The 17,538-nt window shown below is 61.0% G+C and carries 22 protein-coding genes; 12 read left to right on the top strand and 10 right to left on the bottom strand.

Annotation, left to right across the window (positions count from 1 at the left end; genetic code table 11):
- Positions 1-18: 18 nt before the first annotated feature.
- Complete coding sequence (locus J5M57_RS18455; protein ID WP_064589640.1) at positions 19-453, bottom strand: TM2 domain-containing protein; 435 nt, start codon at positions 451-453, stop codon at positions 19-21.
- 248 nt (positions 454-701) lie between these two features.
- On the opposite strand from J5M57_RS18455, the gene J5M57_RS18450 reads away from it, so the two are divergent.
- Positions 702-1,328 (top strand): C40 family peptidase, encoded by a 627-nt coding sequence (locus J5M57_RS18450; RefSeq protein ID WP_064589641.1) that lies wholly within the window; start codon positions 702-704, stop codon positions 1,326-1,328.
- Between the two features lie 123 nt (positions 1,329-1,451).
- Here J5M57_RS18450 and J5M57_RS18445 read toward each other — a convergent pair whose 3' ends face one another.
- Positions 1,452-2,486 carry a PilT/PilU family type 4a pilus ATPase gene (locus J5M57_RS18445; protein WP_003229114.1) on the bottom strand — a complete coding sequence of 345 codons (1,035 nt, stop codon included), beginning with the start codon at positions 2,484-2,486 and terminating at the stop codon, positions 1,452-1,454.
- Positions 2,487-2,542: 56 nt separating this feature from the next.
- Here J5M57_RS18445 and J5M57_RS18440 point away from each other — a divergent pair, with 56 nt between their 5' ends.
- The 10 genes from J5M57_RS18440 to J5M57_RS18395 all read left to right on the top strand — a co-directional run bounded on the left by J5M57_RS18440 (position 2,543) and on the right by J5M57_RS18395 (position 9,688).
- The gene (locus J5M57_RS18440; protein WP_207848386.1) at positions 2,543-3,229 is read left to right on the top strand and encodes a YggS family pyridoxal phosphate-dependent enzyme; all 687 of its coding nucleotides are present in this window, start codon (positions 2,543-2,545) and stop codon (positions 3,227-3,229) included.
- 33 nt (positions 3,230-3,262) lie between these two features.
- Entirely contained in the window at positions 3,263-4,081 is an 819-nt protein-coding gene (proC, locus tag J5M57_RS18435; protein ID WP_207848385.1) for a pyrroline-5-carboxylate reductase, read from the top strand.
- Positions 4,082-4,091: 10 nt separating this feature from the next.
- On the top strand, positions 4,092-4,682 hold the full coding sequence (locus J5M57_RS18430; RefSeq protein WP_064589644.1) for a YggT family protein: 591 nt from the start codon (positions 4,092-4,094) through the stop codon (positions 4,680-4,682).
- Positions 4,679-4,975 carry a DUF167 domain-containing protein gene (locus tag J5M57_RS18425; RefSeq protein ID WP_007913642.1) on the top strand — a complete coding sequence of 99 codons (297 nt, stop codon included), beginning with the start codon at positions 4,679-4,681 and terminating at the stop codon, positions 4,973-4,975. The genes J5M57_RS18430 and J5M57_RS18425 overlap by 4 nt, the downstream gene beginning before the upstream one ends.
- Before the next feature lie 331 nt (positions 4,976-5,306).
- Entirely contained in the window at positions 5,307-6,446 is a 1,140-nt protein-coding gene (locus J5M57_RS18420; protein ID WP_169843408.1) for a homoserine O-acetyltransferase, read from the top strand.
- A gap of 7 nt (positions 6,447-6,453) precedes the next feature.
- A complete protein-coding gene (gene metW / locus J5M57_RS18415; RefSeq protein WP_064589647.1) occupies positions 6,454-7,074 on the top strand; it encodes a methionine biosynthesis protein MetW in 621 nt (206 codons plus the stop codon).
- Between the two features lie 26 nt (positions 7,075-7,100).
- Positions 7,101-7,535 carry a DUF4426 domain-containing protein gene (locus tag J5M57_RS18410; RefSeq protein ID WP_169843407.1) on the top strand — a complete coding sequence of 145 codons (435 nt, stop codon included), beginning with the start codon at positions 7,101-7,103 and terminating at the stop codon, positions 7,533-7,535.
- Complete coding sequence (gene rdgB / locus J5M57_RS18405; RefSeq protein ID WP_169843406.1) at positions 7,532-8,128, top strand: RdgB/HAM1 family non-canonical purine NTP pyrophosphatase; 597 nt, start codon at positions 7,532-7,534, stop codon at positions 8,126-8,128. Before J5M57_RS18410 ends, rdgB begins: the two co-directional genes overlap by 4 nt.
- On the top strand, positions 8,125-9,330 hold the full coding sequence (gene hemW / locus J5M57_RS18400; RefSeq protein ID WP_243435143.1) for a radical SAM family heme chaperone HemW: 1,206 nt from the start codon (positions 8,125-8,127) through the stop codon (positions 9,328-9,330). The genes rdgB and hemW overlap by 4 nt, the downstream gene beginning before the upstream one ends.
- Before the next feature lie 34 nt (positions 9,331-9,364).
- A complete protein-coding gene (locus J5M57_RS18395) occupies positions 9,365-9,688 on the top strand; it encodes a DUF3392 domain-containing protein (RefSeq protein WP_003229134.1) in 324 nt (107 codons plus the stop codon).
- 120 nt (positions 9,689-9,808) lie between these two features.
- Here J5M57_RS18395 and trmB read toward each other — a convergent pair whose 3' ends face one another.
- From trmB to J5M57_RS18375, 4 genes are all read right to left on the bottom strand, one after another.
- Positions 9,809-10,534 (bottom strand): tRNA (guanosine(46)-N7)-methyltransferase TrmB, encoded by a 726-nt coding sequence (gene trmB, locus J5M57_RS18390; protein ID WP_016983240.1) that lies wholly within the window; start codon positions 10,532-10,534, stop codon positions 9,809-9,811.
- Positions 10,535-10,543: 9 nt separating this feature from the next.
- Positions 10,544-11,338: a thiazole synthase gene (locus J5M57_RS18385; RefSeq protein WP_207848384.1), complete on the bottom strand. Its 795-nt coding sequence runs from the start codon at positions 11,336-11,338 to the stop codon at positions 10,544-10,546.
- Between the two features lie 60 nt (positions 11,339-11,398).
- On the bottom strand, positions 11,399-11,599 hold the full coding sequence (gene thiS / locus J5M57_RS18380) for a sulfur carrier protein ThiS (protein WP_169843405.1): 201 nt from the start codon (positions 11,597-11,599) through the stop codon (positions 11,399-11,401).
- Between the two features lie 179 nt (positions 11,600-11,778).
- Positions 11,779-12,150 (bottom strand): DUF423 domain-containing protein, encoded by a 372-nt coding sequence (locus tag J5M57_RS18375; RefSeq protein ID WP_169843404.1) that lies wholly within the window; start codon positions 12,148-12,150, stop codon positions 11,779-11,781.
- Positions 12,151-12,224: 74 nt separating this feature from the next.
- Here J5M57_RS18375 and mtgA point away from each other — a divergent pair, with 74 nt between their 5' ends.
- A complete protein-coding gene (mtgA, locus tag J5M57_RS18370) occupies positions 12,225-12,947 on the top strand; it encodes a monofunctional biosynthetic peptidoglycan transglycosylase (protein WP_064589659.1) in 723 nt (240 codons plus the stop codon).
- Between the two features lie 153 nt (positions 12,948-13,100).
- On the opposite strand, the gene rpoH is transcribed toward mtgA, so the two are convergent.
- The 4 genes from rpoH to ftsY all read right to left on the bottom strand — a co-directional run bounded on the left by rpoH (position 13,101) and on the right by ftsY (position 17,316).
- Entirely contained in the window at positions 13,101-13,955 is an 855-nt protein-coding gene (rpoH, locus tag J5M57_RS18365) for an RNA polymerase sigma factor RpoH (RefSeq protein WP_003229146.1), read from the bottom strand.
- A gap of 114 nt (positions 13,956-14,069) precedes the next feature.
- Complete coding sequence (ftsX, locus tag J5M57_RS18360; RefSeq protein ID WP_207848383.1) at positions 14,070-15,095, bottom strand: permease-like cell division protein FtsX; 1,026 nt, start codon at positions 15,093-15,095, stop codon at positions 14,070-14,072.
- Positions 15,092-15,763: a cell division ATP-binding protein FtsE gene (gene ftsE, locus J5M57_RS18355; protein ID WP_003229148.1), complete on the bottom strand. Its 672-nt coding sequence runs from the start codon at positions 15,761-15,763 to the stop codon at positions 15,092-15,094. The genes ftsX and ftsE overlap by 4 nt, the downstream gene beginning before the upstream one ends.
- Positions 15,760-17,316 (bottom strand): signal recognition particle-docking protein FtsY, encoded by a 1,557-nt coding sequence (ftsY, locus tag J5M57_RS18350; protein WP_207848382.1) that lies wholly within the window; start codon positions 17,314-17,316, stop codon positions 15,760-15,762. The genes ftsE and ftsY overlap by 4 nt, the downstream gene beginning before the upstream one ends.
- Between the last annotated feature and the right edge of the window lie 222 nt (positions 17,317-17,538).

Raw genomic sequence — 17,538 nt, 5'->3', positions numbered from 1 at the left:
TTATCCCCTCACCACAGGTTACTGGAAGGTGCCGCGGTTCTGCGCATTACGCACCGAGACCTGATCATTCAGTGTCCAGAAGTCATACAGCACCCCGACAAAGAACAACCCGCCGGTCAGCAGATACAGCAACCCGCTGATCCACTTGCCCTGGTACATCCGGTGCACGCCGAACACGCCCAGGAACGTCAGCAGAATCCACGCCACGTTGTATTCGATCGGCCCTGCGGCAAAACGCAGATCCGCCTCGCGGTCCATCGCCGGGATCAGGAACACGTCGATCAGCCAGCCAATACCCAACAAGCCGAAGGTGAAAAACCAGATCGTCCCGGTGACCGGTTTGCCGTAATAGAAGCGGTGAGCGCCGGTGAATCCAAAGATCCACAGCAGGTAACCGATGATTTTGCTGTGGGTGTCTTGTTCCTTCACGCGGGGTAGCTGATAGCGGTTCATGAAGACCTCGTTGCACACGATAGATAAATATTCTTTAAATCTTTGTGACTTTTTTACAGGTAGCCGACGTATGGCAAATGTTACCGTGTCTGCCGTCAAAGCCTTATAACACCTGACTTCTGTCGGACAATCGCGTCCATTTGCCGCTTGTTTGGTTCCGTTGCCTCCCGATTGAATCGACCAACGGCCTCGGAAGGGACAAAAAAGCTGTTATAAAGTTGCGCGCTACCACATAAGAGCCACGCCTAATGCGACCATTTTTCAAGACATGGCTAACTATTTGCCTATTAATGCCACTGGCCGCCCACGCCACCAATCGTGAGCAACGTCTTCCCAACGTTAACGGTTTCACCCCTAAATCCCATGCTTCGGCTCCTGCGAGCAAGAGCAGCAAACAAACGAAACACACCACGCTCGCCAGCAAGAATCACGGCAAGCTGGTGCCACCGATGGCCAACAAGGAAAGCAGCAACGTCCTGAGCCGTGCGGTGAACGTCCTCGGTACTCCTTATCGTTGGGGCGGCAGCAGCCCAAGTAAAGGTTTCGACTGTAGCGGTCTGGTGAAATATGCGTTCAACGACGCCACGTTCGACCTGCCACGCACCTCCAACGCCATGGCCAGCGGTCACGGCGAGAAAGTCGAGCGCAAGGATCTGAAACCGGGCGACCTGATTTTCTTCAACATCAAGAGTCGTCGGGTCAACCACGTTGCCATCTACCTGGGCAACGACCGCTTCATCCACGCACCGCGTCGTGGCAAAGCGGTGAGCATCGACACGCTGAACAAGCCGTATTGGGAAAAGCATTACGTGGTTGCCAAGCGCGTATTGCCGAAAGAACCTGGCGGCAAGCAGATGCGCGTCGTTCAGCGTTAAAACACGATCAACTGTGGCGAGGGAGCTTGCTCCCGCTTGAGTGCGCAGCGCTCACAAGCTTTTGGGGCGGCTGCGCCGCCCAGCGGGAGCAAGCTCCCTCGCCACAAATTTGCATTCCAACCCTCAGAAATTATCCGGCGTACGCGCCTTCTCCCGCGCATGCTCGCGACTGATCAAACCCTTGGTCACCAGCTCCTTCAGGCACATGTCGAGTGTCTGCATCCCCAACGACCCACCGGTCTGAATCGCCGAATACATTTGCGCCACCTTGTCCTCGCGGATCAGGTTACGGATCGCCGACGTTCCCAGCATGATCTCGTGCGCCGCCACCCGCCCGCCGCCGATCTTCTTGATCAGGGTCTGCGAGACCACGGCCAGCAGCGACTCGGACAACATCGAACGCACCATGGATTTCTCATCCCCCGGAAACACATCCACCACCCGGTCGATGGTTTTCGCCGCTGACGTGGTGTGCAGGGTGCCGAACACCAAATGCCCGGTTTCGGCAGCGGTCAGCGCCAGGCGAATGGTTTCCAGGTCGCGCATCTCGCCCACCAGAATCACGTCCGGGTCTTCGCGCAGTGCCGAACGCAGGGCGGTGGCGAAGCTGCGGGTGTCGCGGTGCACTTCGCGCTGGTTGATCAGGCATTTGCGCGATTCGTGAACGAACTCGATCGGGTCTTCGATGGTGAGGATGTGGTGATGGCGATGGGTGTTGAGGTAATCGATCATCGCCGCCAGCGTGGTCGACTTGCCGGAGCCGGTCGGCCCGGTCACCAGCACCAGCCCGCGCGGCGCATCGGTGATCTTGCGAAAGACATCGCCCATGCCGAGGTCTTCCATGCTCAGTACTTTCGAGGGAATGGTGCGGAACACCGCGCCGGCGCCACGGTTCTGGTTGAACGCATTGACCCGAAAGCGCGCCACCCCGGGGACTTCGAACGAGAAATCCGTTTCCAGGTGTTTCTCGAAGTCGACCCGCTGGGTGTCGTTCATGATGTCGTAGATCAATTCGTGCACTTGCTTGTGATCCAGCGCCGGCAGATTGATTCGCCGCACATCGCCATCGACGCGGATCATCGGCGGCAGACCGGCCGACAGGTGCAGGTCGGAAGCGCCCTGTTTGGCGCTGAACGCCAGCAGTTCAGTGATATCCATAGCGTCCCTCAATTCCAGTAGAATGCCGCGAACCTTCAGACCGCCGGCGCCTCTTGATGTCCACGATAGCAGACAACATCCTTCAGGTTAGTTCGCGCATCCAGGCTGCCACCGCCGCTGCCGGGCGCGCCGAACACAGCGTTCAATTACTTGCGGTGAGCAAGACCAAACCGGCGCAAGACCTGCGTGAAGCCTACGCCGCCGGCCTGCGTGACTTCGGCGAGAACTATCTGCAGGAAGCCCTGGGCAAACAGCTCGAACTGGCCGACCTGCCCTTGATCTGGCACTTCATCGGCCCCATTCAATCGAACAAGACTCGCGCCATCGCCGAGCATTTCGACTGGGTGCACTCCGTGGATCGCCTGAAAATTGCCCAACGCCTGTCCGAACAGCGCCCGGCCGAGCTGCCGCCGCTGAACATCTGCATTCAGGTCAACGTCAGCGGTGAAGCCAGCAAGTCCGGCTGCACCCCGGCCGACCTGCCAGCGCTGGCCGAAGCCATCAGCGCCCTGCCCCGGCTGAAGCTGCGCGGGCTGATGGCGATTCCCGAGCCGACCGAAGATCGCCCCGAACAAGACGCCGCTTTTGCTGCCGTGCAACGTTTGCAGGCCAGCCTGAATCTGCCGCTCGACACACTTTCCATGGGCATGAGCCACGACCTCGAGTCGGCCATCGCCCAAGGCGCCACCTGGGTGCGGATCGGTACCGCCCTGTTTGGCGCTCGCGACTACGGCCAGCCATGACATGGCTGACAAACTTCTGAATAAGGACCTGACATGAGCAACACACGTATTGCCTTTATCGGTGCCGGCAACATGGCCGCCAGTCTGATTGGCGGCCTGCGCGCCAAGGGTCTGCAAGCCAGCCACATTCGCGCCAGCGATCCGGGCGAAGAGACGCGCAAACGCGTCAGCGCCGAACACGGCATCGAAACCTTCGCCGACAACGCTCAGGCCATTGATGGCGTCGACGTGATCGTGCTGGCGGTCAAGCCACAGGCGATGAAAGCCGTGTGTGAAGCCATCCGCCCGAGCCTGAAACCGCATCAACTGGTGGTGTCGATCGCCGCCGGCATCACCTGCGCGAGCATGACCGCGTGGCTCGGCGAGCAGCCGATCGTGCGCTGCATGCCCAACACCCCGGCGCTGCTGCGTCAGGGCGTGAGTGGCCTGTACGCCACCCATGAAGTGACTGCCGAGCAGCGCCAGCAGGCCGAAGCGCTGCTGTCCGCCGTCGGCATCGCGCTGTGGCTGAACGAAGAACAGCAACTCGATGCGGTGACCGCCGTCTCCGGCTCCGGCCCGGCGTACTTCTTCCTGCTGATCGAAGCGATGACCGCCGCCGGCGTCAAACTCGGTCTGCCAAAGGAAATCGCCGAGCAACTGACCCAGCAAACGGCTCTGGGCGCCGCGCACATGGCGGTATCCAGCGATGTCGACGCTGCCGAACTGCGCCGCCGCGTGACGTCGCCAAACGGCACCACAGAAGCCGCGATCAAATCATTCCAGGCTAATGGCTTCGAAGCCCTGGTGGAAAAAGCACTCGGCGCCGCCGCGCACCGCTCGGCCGAAATGGCCGAACAACTGGGCAAATAAGGAGCCTTACATGATTGGATTGAACACCGCAGCGGTTTACGTGCTGCAAACCCTCGGCAGCCTGTACTTGCTGATCGTGCTGCTGCGCTTCGTCCTGCAACTGGTGCGGGCGAACTTCTACAACCCGCTGTGCCAGTTCGTGGTCAAAGCCACCCAGCCGCTGCTCAAGCCACTGCGCCGGATCATCCCGAGCCTGTTCGGCCTGGACATGTCGTCGCTGGTCCTGGCGATTCTGGTGCAACTGGCGCTGATGGCGCTGACCCTGCTGCTGACTTACGGCACCACCGGCAACCCGCTGCAGCTGTTTATCTGGGCGATCATTGGCGTCACCGCGCTGTTCCTGAAGATTTTCTTCTTCGCCCTGATCATCAGCGTGATCCTGTCGTGGGTCGCTCCGGGCAGCCATAATCCAGGCGCTGAACTGGTGAACCAGATCTGCGAGCCGGCCCTGGCGCCGTTCCGCAAGATTCTGCCAAACCTCGGCGGGCTGGACCTGTCGCCGATCTTCGCCTTCCTCGCGCTGAAGCTGATCGACATGCTGGTGATCAACAATCTGGCGGCGATGACGATGATGCCGGAAATCCTGCGCTTGCTGATGTGAGCTGGTTCCGCTGGGACGGGGACGACCTGATCCTCGAATGTCACCTGCAACCGGCAGCCCGCAGCGATGATTTCGCCGGGCTGCACGGTGACCGCTTGAAGATCCGCCTCACCGCCCCGCCGGTCGAGGGCAAGGCCAATGCGTATCTGATGGGTTTTCTGGCCAAGGCGTTTGGCGTGTCCAAGAGCCAGGTCAGTTTGCTCAGCGGCGAGTTGAACCGGCAGAAGCGAGTGAAGATTTGTTCGCCGAAGAAGTTGCCGGACTTGCCTGGGTTGGTTGGGCGCTTGTCTTGAGTTTGGCGGCGTCTGTGCCCCTCACCCCAGCCCTCTCCCCCTGGAGAGGGAGCCGATCTATGGTGTTTTCAAAACTAGAGTTCGACTCGATAGCTCAGGTCGGTGTATCTCGAACATCCTCCCCAATCAGCCCCCCTCTACCTCCGGGAGAGGAACCTGATTTGGCTGGTTTTCAAAACCTGAGTTCAACTCGATAGATCAGGTCGGCGTAGCTCAAAAGAACACCTCGGTCGGTCCCCTCTACCTCTGGGAGAGGGCTAGGGTGAGGGCCGCTTGCCGCTAACCCCCCCGGTCTTTAGACTTACGCCTCATTTCAACGAGAGCAGGGTCGATGCCAGCTGCCTTTCCCCCCGATTCTGTTGGTCTGGTGACGCCGCAAACGGCGCACTTCAGTGAACCCCTGGCCCTGGCCTGCGGCCGTTCGCTGCCCGCCTACGATCTAATCTACGAAACCTACGGCACGTTGAACGCACAGGCGAGCAACGCCGTGCTGATCTGCCACGCCTTATCCGGGCATCACCATGCCGCCGGCTATCACAGCCCCGACGACCGCAAGCCCGGTTGGTGGGACAGCTGCATCGGCCCCGGCAAGCCAATCGACACCCACAAATTCTTCGTGGTCAGCCTGAACAATCTGGGCGGCTGCAACGGCTCCACCGGTCCGAGCAGCCTCAACCCGGAAACCGGCAAGCCGTTCGGCGCCGACTTCCCGGTGCTCACCGTGGAAGACTGGGTGCACAGCCAGGCGCGCCTGGCTGACCTGCTCGGCATCCGCCAGTTCGCCGCAGTGATCGGCGGCAGCCTCGGCGGCATGCAGGCCTTGCAGTGGACCATCACCTACCCGGATCGTGTGCGGCACTGCCTGGCCATCGCCTCGGCGCCAAAACTCTCGGCGCAGAACATCGCCTTCAACGAAGTGGCGCGCCAGGCAATCCTCACTGATCCGGAATTCCACGGCGGTTCGTTCCAGGAAGCCGGCGTAATCCCCAAGCGCGGCCTGATGTTGGCGCGGATGGTCGGGCACATCACCTACCTGTCCGACGACTCCATGGGCGAGAAATTCGGCCGTGGCCTGAAGAGCGAAAAGCTCAACTACGACTTCCACAGCGTCGAGTTCCAGGTCGAAAGCTACCTGCGTTATCAGGGCGAAGAGTTCTCCGGGCGTTTCGATGCCAACACCTATCTGTTGATGACCAAGGCGCTGGACTACTTCGATCCGGCGGCGAACTTCGACGATAACCTGGCGAAAACCTTCGAGAACGCCACCGCCAAGTTCTGCGTGATGTCGTTCACCACCGACTGGCGCTTCTCCCCGGCCCGCTCGCGGGAGCTGGTAGACGCGCTGATGGCCGCACGCAAAGACGTCAGCTATCTGGAAATCGACGCCCCACAGGGCCACGACGCCTTTTTGATTCCGATCCCGCGCTATTTGCAGGCGTTCGGCAATTACATGAACCGAATTACGGTGTGAACAAGCCATGAGAGCTGATCTGGAAATCATCCAGGAATGGATCCCCGCCGGCAGCCGCGTGCTCGACCTCGGTTGCGGCGACGGCGAACTGCTGACCTGGCTGCGCGACCACAAACAGGTCACCGGCTATGGCCTGGAAAACGACCCGGATAACATTGCCGAGTGCGTGGCCAAGGGCATCAATGTTATCGAGCAGGACCTGGACAAGGGCCTGGGCAACTTTGCCAGCAACAGCTTCGACATCGTGGTGATGACCCAGGCGCTGCAGGCCGTGCATTATCCGGACAAGATCCTCGACGAAATGCTGCGGGTCGGTCGTCAGTGCATCATCACCTTCCCCAACTTCGGTCACTGGCGCTGCCGCTGGTACCTGGCGAGCAAGGGCCGGATGCCGGTGTCGGAGTTTCTGCCGTACACCTGGTACAACACGCCGAACATCCACTTCTGCACCTTCGAAGACTTTGAAGAACTTTGTCGCGAACGTGACGCGAAGGTCATTGATCGGCTTGCCGTGGATCAACAGCACCGTCACGGGTGGGCCAGTAAGCTATGGCCTAATCTGTTAGGTGAGATCGGTATCTACCGCGTCAGCAGCCCGGTGCTTGCAGATCATCGGGTCGCGGTCTGAACCACGACATTTCGAGGAGAACGATCATGGGTCGCTTGATTACTGTGCTATTGGCCGCCTGCCTGAGTCTGTCGGCGGTGGCCGCAGATACCATCAAGGGCGAGCGCAAGGAAGTGTTTGGTGACGTTACTGTGCACTACAACACCTTCAACTCAACCTTCCTGACGCCCGACATCGCCAAGGCCGCCGAGCTGATCCGCAGCAAGAATCAAGGCGTGATCAACGTCTCGGTGGTCAAGGACGGCAAACCATTGATCGCCAACGTGACCGGCACGGTCAAAGACCTGACCAGCCAAAGCGTGCCGCTGAACTTCCGCCAGATCACCGAACAGGGCGCGATCTATTACATCGCCCAGTATCCGGTGGAGCAGCAGGAAACCCGCACCTTTGAAATCAAGGTGCAGAACGGCGACAAGATCAACACCATCAATTTCAACCAAGAGCTTTTCCCCGGCGAATGATGAACCTCACGCAACTCGTACTGGCCAGCCATAACGCCGGCAAACTCAAGGAACTCCAGGCCATGCTCGGCGACGCGGTGCAACTGCGCTCGATCGGCGAATGGAGCAAGGTCGAGCCGGAAGAAACCGGCCTGTCGTTCGTCGAGAACGCGATCCTCAAGGCGCGCAATGCCGCGCGCATTTCCGGCTTGCCGGCGCTGGCCGACGACTCCGGTCTGGCGGTGGACTTCCTCGGCGGTGCACCGGGCATCTACTCGGCGCGTTATGCCGACGGCAAAGGCGATGCGGCGAACAACGCCAAGCTGCTCGATGCGCTGCAGGATGTGCCGGAAGCCGAGCGCAGCGCGCAGTTCGTCTGTGTGCTGGCACTGGTGCGTCACGCTGATGATCCGCTGCCGATCCTGTGCGAAGGCCTGTGGCACGGGCGCATCCTGACCGCCGCCAGCGGCGAACACGGTTTCGGCTACGACCCGCTGTTCTGGGTGCCGGAACGTAACGTGTCCAGCGCCGAACTGAGCCCGGCCGACAAAAACCAGATCAGCCACCGCGCCCGTGCAATGGATCTGCTGCGCCAGCGTCTGGGCCTGAAATGACCGCCAGCCCCTCTGCGTCGTCGCTGATCATCGGCGGCGCCGCCTCTTCGCCTCGGGCGCCGCTGCCAACGCTGCCGCCCCTGGCGCTGTACATCCACATCCCGTGGTGTGTGCGCAAATGCCCGTATTGCGATTTCAACTCGCACACCGCCAGCCCGGTGCTGCCGGAACAGGAATACGTCGACGCGTTGCTGGCCGATCTCGATCAGGACCTGCACGCGGTTTACGGCCGTGAAATCAGCTCGATCTTCTTTGGCGGCGGCACGCCGAGCCTGTTCAGCGCTGACGCCCTTGGGCGTTTGCTGAAAGGCGTCGAACAGCGCATTCCGTTCGCCCACGACATCGAAATCACCCTGGAAGCCAACCCCGGCACCTTCGAACAAGAAAAGTTCGTCGCGTACCGCAAGCTGGGGATCAATCGCCTGTCGATCGGCATCCAGAGCTTCCAGCAGCAGAAGCTGGAAGCGCTCGGACGCATCCACAACGGCGACGAAGCGGTGCGCGCGGCCGGCATGGCGCGCCAGGCCGGGTTCGATAACTTCAACCTCGACTTGATGCATGGCTTGCCCGATCAGTCGCTGGACGATGCCTTGAGCGACCTGCGCCAGGCCATCGAACTGCAACCGACGCACATCTCCTGGTATCAACTGACACTGGAGCCGAACACGGTGTTCTGGAACCAGCCGCCGGTGCTGCCGGAAGACGATACGCTGTGGGACATTCAAGAGGCCGGGCAAGCGCTGCTGGCCGAGCACGGTTACGCGCAATACGAAGTCTCGGCCTATGCCCAGCCCGGACGTCCGGCGCGGCATAACCTCAATTACTGGAGTTTCGGCGACTTCATCGGCATCGGCGCCGGCGCCCACGGCAAGCTCAGCCATCCGGACGGGCGCATCGTGCGCACCTGGAAGACGCGTCTGCCAAAGGACTATCTCAATCCGGCCAAAAGCTTCCAGGCTGGCGAGAAAGCCCTGAGCAACGACGAGATGCCGTTCGAGTTCCTGATGAACGCGCTGCGCCTGACCGCCGGGGTGGAATCGCGCCTGTATCCGGAGCGCACTGGCCTGCCACTGGAAAGTCTCGCCGAACACCGCCGCGAGGCCGAACAAAGCGGCCTGATGCAGGTCGAACCGTCACGTCTGGCGGCCACCGAGCGCGGACAATTGTTCCTCAACGACTTGCTGCAGAAATTTCTGAGCTGAGCCCACCTCAAACGGCTGCCCTAAGGAAAACCGCATGGATTTGATACTCGATCTGCTCGCCACCGTGTCCCGCTGGAGCCGCAGCAACCTTTCGGAAATCGCCCTGGCCCTGGTGGGCTGCCTGCTGGTGCTGTTCGGCGCCGACTTCAAGGGCTGGGTCGAGCAACGCCTGGGCAGCATCGCCGGCGCCCTGCGCGTACCGCTGATGGCCCTGCTGTGCGTCATCGGCAGCGGCGCCGCGCTGATCTACGCCACGCCATGGGTGGTCAAGGGGTTGAGCCAGTTCAACAACTACAGCCTGGCGCCGGTGCTGTTGGTGGTCCTCGTCCTCATCGGCGTAGTTGCCGACCGCCGCTGATCTTTCAGCACACCCAAAACAACTGTAGGAGCTGCGGCACGCTGCGATCTTTTGATCTTAACAATCAAGATCAAAAGATCGCAGCGTGCCGCAGCTCCTACATTGGATCGTCCGCGGGACTCAGGACTGTTTTTCGAACTTCAGATCCCATACGCCATGCCCAAGACGTTCGCCGCGGCGTTCGAACTTGGTGATCGGGCGTTCGGCCGGGCGCGGTACGCACTTGCCGTCTTCGGCGAGGTTGCGGTAGCCCGGGGCGACGTTCATCACCTCCAGCATGTACTCGGCGTACGGTTCCCAGTCGGTGGCCATGTGCAGGATGCCGCCAACCTTCAGCTTGCTGCGCACCAGTTCGGCGAAAGACGCCTGAACGATACGACGCTTGTGGTGACGGCTCTTGTGCCATGGGTCCGGGAAGAACAGCATCAGGCGATCGAGGCTGTTGTCGGCGATGCAGCGGTTGAGCACTTCGATCGCGTCGCAATCGTACACACGCAGGTTGGTCAGGCCCTGGGTCAGCACGCCATTGAGCAGCGCGCCAACACCCGGACGGTGCACTTCGACACCGATGAAGTCCTGATCCGGCGCAGCGGCGGCCATTTCCAGCAGCGAGTGGCCCATGCCGAAACCGATCTCCAGCGAGCGCGGCGCCGAACGGCCGAACACTTGATCGTAATCCACCGGCGCGTCGGCCAGCGGCAGCACGTACAGCGGCGCGCCCTGATCCAGACCGCGTTGCTGGCCTTCGGTCATGCGCCCGGCGCGCATCACGAAACTCTTGATGCGGCGGTGTTGGCGCTCGTCGCCCTCTTCCGTCTGGATAGGCGTGTCGTTCGATTCAGTCATCAATGGCTCTTACTTGATCAGACCATCCAGCGGCGAAGAGGCGCTGGCATAGAGTTTTTTCGGCATGCGGCCGGCGAGATAGGCCAGACGGCCTGCGACGATCGCGTGTTGCATGGCTTTGGCCATCATCACCGGTTGCTGGGCATGAGCGATGGCCGAGTTCATCAGCACCGCGTCACAGCCCAGTTCCATGGCGATGGTGGCGTCGGAAGCGGTCCCGACACCGGCATCGACCAGCACCGGGATTTTCGCTTCTTCGAGGATGATCTGCAGGTTGTACGGGTTGCAGATCCCCAGGCCCGAACCGATCAGACCGGCCAGCGGCATCACCGCGATACAACCGATTTCCGCCAGTTGGCGAGCGATGATCGGGTCATCACTGGTGTAAACCATCACGTCGAAGCCTTCCTTGACCAGCGTTTCCGCGGCCTTGAGGGTTTCGATCACGTTAGGGAACAGGGTTTTCTGGTCGGCCAGCACTTCCAGCTTCACCAGGTTGTGACCGTCGAGCAGCTCACGGGCCAGGCGGCAGGTGCGCACGGCTTCGATGGCGTCATAGCAACCGGCGGTGTTCGGCAAGAAGGTGTAGCGATCCGGCGACAGCACGTCGAGCAGGTTCGGCTCGCCTTCGATCTGGCCCAGGTTGGTGCGGCGCACGGCGAAGGTGACGATCTCGGCACCCGAGGCTTCGATGGCCTGGCGGGTTTCATCCATGTCACGGTACTTGCCGGTACCAACCAGCAAACGCGACTGGTAAGTACGACCGGCCAGGACGAAAGGCTTGTCGCTACGAACGATGCTCATGGGGAATCCTCTTGAAAGGTGAGGGTCTTGCAGAATTCTGTGCCCTTGCGGGTCGGGCGACTAGCCGCCGCCGATGGCGTGCACCACTTCAACGCTGTCGCCGTCGTTGAGAACGGTGTCGGCGTGCTGGCTGCGCGGGACGATATCCAGATTGAGTTCGACTGCTACCCGGCGACCGGTCAAGTCCAAGCGGGTAATCAGGGCCGCAACGGTCTCGCCGTCGGGCAGTTCAAAGGATTCGCCATTCAACTGAATGCGCATGCGCCAGGCCGCCATCATTTTTAGGGGCTGGCATTCTAGCCCGATCAGTCAGGCTGACCCAAGCCATTCGTCTTGAAACCGGTCCCTGTAGGAGCTGCCGAAGGCTGCGATCTTTTGATCTTGAAAGACAACGGCAAAAGATCGCAGCCTGCGGCAGCTCCTACAAGTTGGCGCCAGGCTCAGGTCAGGCGCCAGGCGGCGAGGCCCAGACACAGCCAGCCCACCAGAAACGCCAGGCCACCGAACGGGGTGATGATGCCGAGCTTGCTGATGCCGGTGGTGCTCAGCAGGTACAGGCTGCCGGAGAACAACAGGATGCCGACGGCGAACGAGGCTCCGGCCCATGTCACCAGCCGCCCCTGAATCTGCGTCGCCAGCAGCGCCACACCGAACAGCGCCAGGGTGTGCACCAGTTGATAGGTCACGCCAGTTTGGAAGATCGCCAGGTACTCGGGGGTCAGGCGACTTTTCAAGGCATGGGCGGCAAATGCGCCAAGGGCGACACCGGTAAAACCAAAGAAAGCGGCCAGCATCAGAAAGCCACGCAGCATGTGGAACTCCAGTCAGACTCGTTCGGCAGGGTCTGTATAATGGCCCGCTCTATCGGTTCGGCCAAGCCATCTCTATGCTGCGTACTTTTTTGCGTCGTCTCACGAAGGCCCTGCTCTGGTTCGCGGGCGGCAGCGTATTGCTGGTCCTGCTGTTTCGCTTCGTACCGCCGCCGGGGACGGCGCTGATGGTCGAGCGCAAGGTCGAATCCTGGGTCGACGGCGAGCCGATTGACCTGCAGCGCACCTGGAAACCGTGGGACGAGATTTCCGACGACCTCAAAGTCGCGGTCATGGCCGGCGAAGACCAGAAGTTTCCCGAACACTGGGGCTTTGACTTCGGCGCGATCCAGGCCGCGCTGGCCCACAACGAACTCGGCGGCTCGATTCGCGGCGCCAGTACGTTGAGCCAACAAGTGTCGAAGAACCTGTTCCTGTGGTCGGGGCGCAGCTATCTGCGCAAAGGCCTGGAAGCCTGGTTTACCGCTCTGATCGAAGTGCTCTGGCCCAAGCAGCGAATTCTTGAGGTGTATCTGAACAGCGTCGAGTGGGATGACGGGGTGTTTGGTGCAGAAGCGGCGGCCCGCCATCACTTTGGTGTGAGCGCGAAGTCACTGTCACGGCAGCAGGCGAGTTATCTGGCGGCAGTATTGCCAAATCCGCGAGTGTGGAGCGCCAGCCATCCAACGGCGTATGTGTCGCGCCGGGCCGGCTGGATCCGGCAGCAGATGAGCCAGTTGGGCGGAACCAGTTATTTGCTGGGGCTCAATGATTCGCGCCGGGCACCTTGGGCGCAGTGATGCCATAAAGCAAAAGATCGCAGCCTTCGGCAGCTCCTACAGGGGATTGCATTTCACCTGCAGGAGCTGCCGAAGGCTGCGATCTTTTGATCTTCTAAAAGAAAACGCCCCGATCATCGCTGATCGGGGCGTTTTTTATTGCCTGAGCGCCGGTTATGCGGCGATCGACAACTTGAGCTTGTTCATCGCGCTCTTCTCGAGCTGACGGATCCGCTCGGCCGACACGTTGTACTTCTGTGCCAGGTCGTGCAGCGTAGCTTTCTCTTCTGCCAGCCAGCGCTGGTAGAGGATGTCACGGCTACGTTCGTCCAGCACTTCCAGCGCTTCGTGCAGGTTGTGATTGGAGTTGTCGCTCCAGTCGGCATCTTCCAGCTGACGCGCCGGGTCGTACCGGTGGTCTTCCAGATAGTTGGCCGGCGACTGGAAAGCACTGTCGTCGTCCGCTTCCGCGGCCGGGTCGAAGGCCATGTCATGGCCGGTCAGACGGCTTTCCATCTCGCGCACTTCCCGCGGCTCGACGCCGAGGCTTTCCGCCACACGGTGGACTTCCTCGTTGTTCAGCCACGCCAGACGTTTCTTCTGGCTGCGCAGGTTGAAGAACAGCTTGCGCTGGGCCTTGGTGGTCGCGACTTTCACAATGCGCCAGTTGCGCAGGATGAACTCGTGAATTTCCGCCTTGATCCAGTGCACGGCGAACGACACCAGACGCACACCCATTTCCGGGTTGAAGCGCTTCACGGCCTTCATCAGGCCGACGTTGCCTTCCTGGATCAGGTCAGCCTGAGCCAGACCGTAGCCGGAATAGCTACGGGCGATGTGAACAACAAATCGCAGGTGGGCGAGCACCATCTGCCGAGCCGCCCCCAAATCCTGCTCATAGTAGAGACTCTCGGCCAGTTCACGCTCCTGCTCCGGCGTCAGCAATGGAATGCTGTTGACGGTGTGCACATAGGCTTCCAGGTTCGCACCCGGAACCAACGCGTACGCAGGTTGCAAAGAATTGGTCATGCGAAAAAACCTCCGACTTACATACTCGTGCCTTTCAGCACTGCGAAAAATTGACCGGGAACTCAGGTACAAGTTCCCAAAAAACCACAAGGCCAATCACGCGCAAAAAAGATTCTACTTCGGCGCCAGCTCCCTGAGATGACGCGCGACTGCAATCCATGCACCGATATAACCCAACAGCACCGCGCCAAGCAAGAGCGACAGACCGTCGGCAGCTGGCACTCCGGCCAGCGCGAAATCACTGCCGTACAAGCCGGCCAATCCTACCACCGCGTCGTTCAGCCAGTTAAGGCCAAACGCCAGCACTCCCCAGGAAAGGACACCCGCACCGAAGCCATACAACGCGCCCATATAAAGGAAAGGGCGACGCACATAGCTGTCAGTGCCGCCGACGAGTTTAATCACTTCTATCTCGGTGCGGCGGTTTTCAATATGAAGACGAATGGTATTGCCTATCACCAAAAGTAATGCAGAAACCAAAAGCACCGTCAGACCGAAGACAAACCGGTCACCGAGCTTGAGGATGGCGGCCAGACGCTCGACCCAGACTAGATCAAGTTGCGCCTGTTGTACCTTGGGCAGCTCGGAAAGTTTTTGTCTTAATGCTTCCAGGGTCGGCTTGTCGACCTCGTTCGGGGTCACCAGCACCACACCCGGCAGCGGGTTCTCCGGCAGCTCGCGCAGGGCTTCGCCCAGACCGGACTGCTGCTGGAACTCTTCCAGCGCCTGATCGCGACCGACATATTCAGCATCAGCCACGCCGGGCATGCCTTTGATCTGCTCGCGCAACGACTCGCCCTGCGCCGGCGTGGCATCGAGTTGCAGGTACAGCGAAATCTGCGCCGCACGCTGCCACGAACCACCGAGACGCTCGACGTTGTTGATCAGCAGCGACAGGCCCATCGGCAGACTCAGCGCCACGGCCATCACCATGCAGGTGAAGAAGCTGCCGATCGGCTGCTTGCCGAGCCGACGCAGGCTGTCGAGCAGGCTGGCGCGGTGACTTTCGATCCACGAACGCAACAGCGTGGAGAAATCCGGGCCGTCGTCTTCGTCGTGCTTTTTCTTCTTCGGCGGTTGCGGATCGGCGGCCTTCGGAGCCACGCGCTCGGAAACCTTTGGACTGCGTGTCGCATTCATACGCCGGCCTCCCCGTCGCCGATCAATCGGCCGCGTTGCAGGGTCAGCATGCGGTGGCGCATTCGCGCAATCAGCGCCAGGTCGTGACTGGCGATCAGCACGCTGGTGCCCAGCCGGTTGATGTCTTCGAACACACCCATGATCTCGGCCGCCAGACGCGGGTCGAGGTTACCGGTCGGTTCGTCCGCCAGCAGCAGGGCCGGACGGTGAACGATGGCGCGGGCGATGCCGACGCGCTGTTGCTGACCGGTGGACAGGTCGCCCGGGTACAGATCGGTTTTATCCGACAGCGCCACACGCTCCAGCGCCGAGTCGACGCGCTTGGCGATCTCGGCCTTGGACAGCCCGAGGATCTGCAGCGGCAAGGCGACGTTGTTGAACACCGTGCGATCGAACAGCAACTGGTGGTTCTGGAACACCACGCCGATCTGCCGGCGCAGGAACGGGATCTGCGCGTTACTGATGGTGCTCAGGTCTTGCCCGGCCAGCAGCAGTTTGCCGCTGGTCGGCCGTTCCATCGCCAGCAACAGACGCAACAGGGTGGATTTACCGGCACCGGAGTGACCGGTGACAAACAGAAACTCGCCACGACGGACTCGAAAGCTCAGCTCATGCAAGCCGACGTGACCGTTCGGGTAGCGTTTACCGACCTGTTCGAAACGAATCATGAACGCTCCCGCTCGGCAAACAATGCCTGGACAAAGGGTTCGGCTTCAAAGGTACGCAGATCGTCGATGCCTTCACCGACGCCGATGTAGCGGATCGGCAGACCAAACTGCTTGGCCAGAGCGAAAATCACCCCGCCCTTGGCGGTGCCGTCGAGCTTGGTCAGCGCCAGGCCGGTCAGTTCGACGGTCTGGTTGAATTGCTTGGCCTGGTTGATGGCGTTCTGACCGGTACCGGCATCGAGCACCAGCAGCACTTCGTGCGGCGCGTCGGCGTCGAGCTTGCCGATCACCCGGCGAACTTTCTTCAGTTCTTCCATCAGGTTGTCTTTGGTGTGCAGACGACCGGCGGTGTCGGCGATCAGCACGTCGATGCCACGGGCCTTGGCGGCCTGCACGGCGTCGAAGATCACCGAAGCGGAGTCGGCGCCAGTGTGCTGGGCGATCACCGGAATCTTGTTGCGCTCACCCCACACCTGCAGTTGCTCAACGGCAGCGGCGCGGAAGGTGTCACCGGCAGCCAGCATGACTTTCTTGCCTTCGAGTTGCAGCTTCTTCGCCAGTTTGCCGATGGTGGTGGTCTTGCCGGCGCCGTTGACGCCAACCACCAGAATCACGAACGGCTTGGTCTGCGAGGCGATTTTCAGCGGCTGTTCGACCGGTTTGAGCATCGCCGCCAGCTCGGCCTGCAGCGATTTGTACAACGCATCGGCGTCGGCCAGTTCCTTGCGAGCGACTTTCTGGGTCAGGCGCTGGATGATCTGCGTGGTGGCTTCGACGCCAACGTCAGCGGTCAGCAGACGGGTTTCGAGCTCATCGAGCAAATCGTCATCGATGGTTTTGCGGCCGAGAAACAGGCTGGCCATGCCCTCGCCGATGCTGGCGCTGGTTTTCGACAGGCCTTGCTTGAGACGGGCGAAGAAGCCGACTTTGCTTTCTTCGCTGCGCGGCGCTTCGACGGGGGCCTCAGCCAGCACTTCGACGGGCACGGCGGGAGCGACGGCAACCGGTGCAGGTGCAGGTGCAGGTGCAGGTGCAGGTGCAGGTGCAGGTGCAGGTGCAGGTGCAGGCTCGGGCGGCTGAACGACCGGCGCAACCGGGGCAACGAACACCGGGGCCGCGGGTTCAGGAGCAACCGGCGCCGACTCGACAACGGGTTCAACCACAGGCGCCGGCGCGACGTCAGGGACGAACGCGACAGCTGCAGGAATCGGCGGCGTCACATGCGGCGCGGCCTCTTCGACCAGTGCCACCGGCTCTTCCGCCACTGGCAAGGTCAGCCACGGCTCGGCAGCCGGGGTCAGTGGCAGCTCGGCCGCCACCGGGGTTTCAGGCTCGGGCTCAGGCTCAACCGGTTGCAGCACCGGCTCGGCAATCGGCAGAACGACCGGCGCTGGCTCTTCTTCTATAGCCGGCGCTGGCGTCGGCGCCGGCTCAGGCATCGCGGGCGGCTGTTCGACGACGGGTTCCTGCGGTTTCTTACGCAGCCATCCGAACAGGCTTTTCTTCTCGCCAGCCGCAGCTGGGGTCTTCTTGTCGTCGTTGGAACCAAACATGGAGGACGGCTATCTCACGGTAGCGACGCGCCATAAGGGCGCCCCGGCAAATAAATATTCGATGCAGAACAGACTGTGTTTCATCCAGCTTGTTCACGCGCAACATTTTGTCGAGGCGCCAGCGGCACCTCAAAGATTCGTATTAACGAAGGACTAAACCGGAAAAATCGGCGAAAAAGCGAAGTCTAGTCGATAAACCGCAGCTTTCTGCCGCCAACCTAT

Source organism: Pseudomonas sp. 86_A (assembly GCF_017491705.1).
Taxonomy (GTDB): domain Bacteria; phylum Pseudomonadota; class Gammaproteobacteria; order Pseudomonadales; family Pseudomonadaceae; genus Aquipseudomonas; species Aquipseudomonas koreensis.
The sequence above is the reverse complement of the archived record's forward strand: the minus strand, read 5'-3'. Positions and strand labels throughout refer to the sequence as shown.

Bases quoted from the DNA above. Each gene is read 5' to 3' on its own strand.
- J5M57_RS18455 (WP_064589640.1), bottom strand. From the start codon at position 453: ATGAACCGCTATCAGCTACCCCGCGTGAAGGAACAAGACACCCACAGC.
- J5M57_RS18450 (WP_064589641.1), top strand. From the start codon at position 702: ATGCGACCATTTTTCAAGACATGGCTAACTATTTGCCTATTAATGCCA.
- J5M57_RS18445 (WP_003229114.1), bottom strand. From the start codon at position 2,486: ATGGATATCACTGAACTGCTGGCGTTCAGCGCCAAACAGGGCGCTTCC.
- J5M57_RS18440 (WP_207848386.1), top strand. From the start codon at position 2,543: ATGTCCACGATAGCAGACAACATCCTTCAGGTTAGTTCGCGCATCCAG.
- proC (WP_207848385.1), top strand. From the start codon at position 3,263: ATGAGCAACACACGTATTGCCTTTATCGGTGCCGGCAACATGGCCGCC.
- J5M57_RS18430 (WP_064589644.1), top strand. From the start codon at position 4,092: ATGATTGGATTGAACACCGCAGCGGTTTACGTGCTGCAAACCCTCGGC.
- J5M57_RS18420 (WP_169843408.1), top strand. From the start codon at position 5,307: ATGCCAGCTGCCTTTCCCCCCGATTCTGTTGGTCTGGTGACGCCGCAA.
- metW (WP_064589647.1), top strand. From the start codon at position 6,454: ATGAGAGCTGATCTGGAAATCATCCAGGAATGGATCCCCGCCGGCAGC.
- J5M57_RS18410 (WP_169843407.1), top strand. From the start codon at position 7,101: ATGGGTCGCTTGATTACTGTGCTATTGGCCGCCTGCCTGAGTCTGTCG.
- rdgB (WP_169843406.1), top strand. From the start codon at position 7,532: ATGATGAACCTCACGCAACTCGTACTGGCCAGCCATAACGCCGGCAAA.
- hemW (WP_243435143.1), top strand. From the start codon at position 8,125: ATGACCGCCAGCCCCTCTGCGTCGTCGCTGATCATCGGCGGCGCCGCC.
- J5M57_RS18395 (WP_003229134.1), top strand. From the start codon at position 9,365: ATGGATTTGATACTCGATCTGCTCGCCACCGTGTCCCGCTGGAGCCGC.
- trmB (WP_016983240.1), bottom strand. From the start codon at position 10,534: ATGACTGAATCGAACGACACGCCTATCCAGACGGAAGAGGGCGACGAG.
- J5M57_RS18385 (WP_207848384.1), bottom strand. From the start codon at position 11,338: ATGAGCATCGTTCGTAGCGACAAGCCTTTCGTCCTGGCCGGTCGTACT.
- thiS (WP_169843405.1), bottom strand. From the start codon at position 11,599: ATGCGCATTCAGTTGAATGGCGAATCCTTTGAACTGCCCGACGGCGAG.
- J5M57_RS18375 (WP_169843404.1), bottom strand. From the start codon at position 12,150: ATGCTGCGTGGCTTTCTGATGCTGGCCGCTTTCTTTGGTTTTACCGGT.
- mtgA (WP_064589659.1), top strand. From the start codon at position 12,225: ATGCTGCGTACTTTTTTGCGTCGTCTCACGAAGGCCCTGCTCTGGTTC.
- rpoH (WP_003229146.1), bottom strand. From the start codon at position 13,955: ATGACCAATTCTTTGCAACCTGCGTACGCGTTGGTTCCGGGTGCGAAC.
- ftsX (WP_207848383.1), bottom strand. From the start codon at position 15,095: ATGAATGCGACACGCAGTCCAAAGGTTTCCGAGCGCGTGGCTCCGAAG.
- ftsE (WP_003229148.1), bottom strand. From the start codon at position 15,763: ATGATTCGTTTCGAACAGGTCGGTAAACGCTACCCGAACGGTCACGTC.
- ftsY (WP_207848382.1), bottom strand. From the start codon at position 17,316: ATGTTTGGTTCCAACGACGACAAGAAGACCCCAGCTGCGGCTGGCGAG.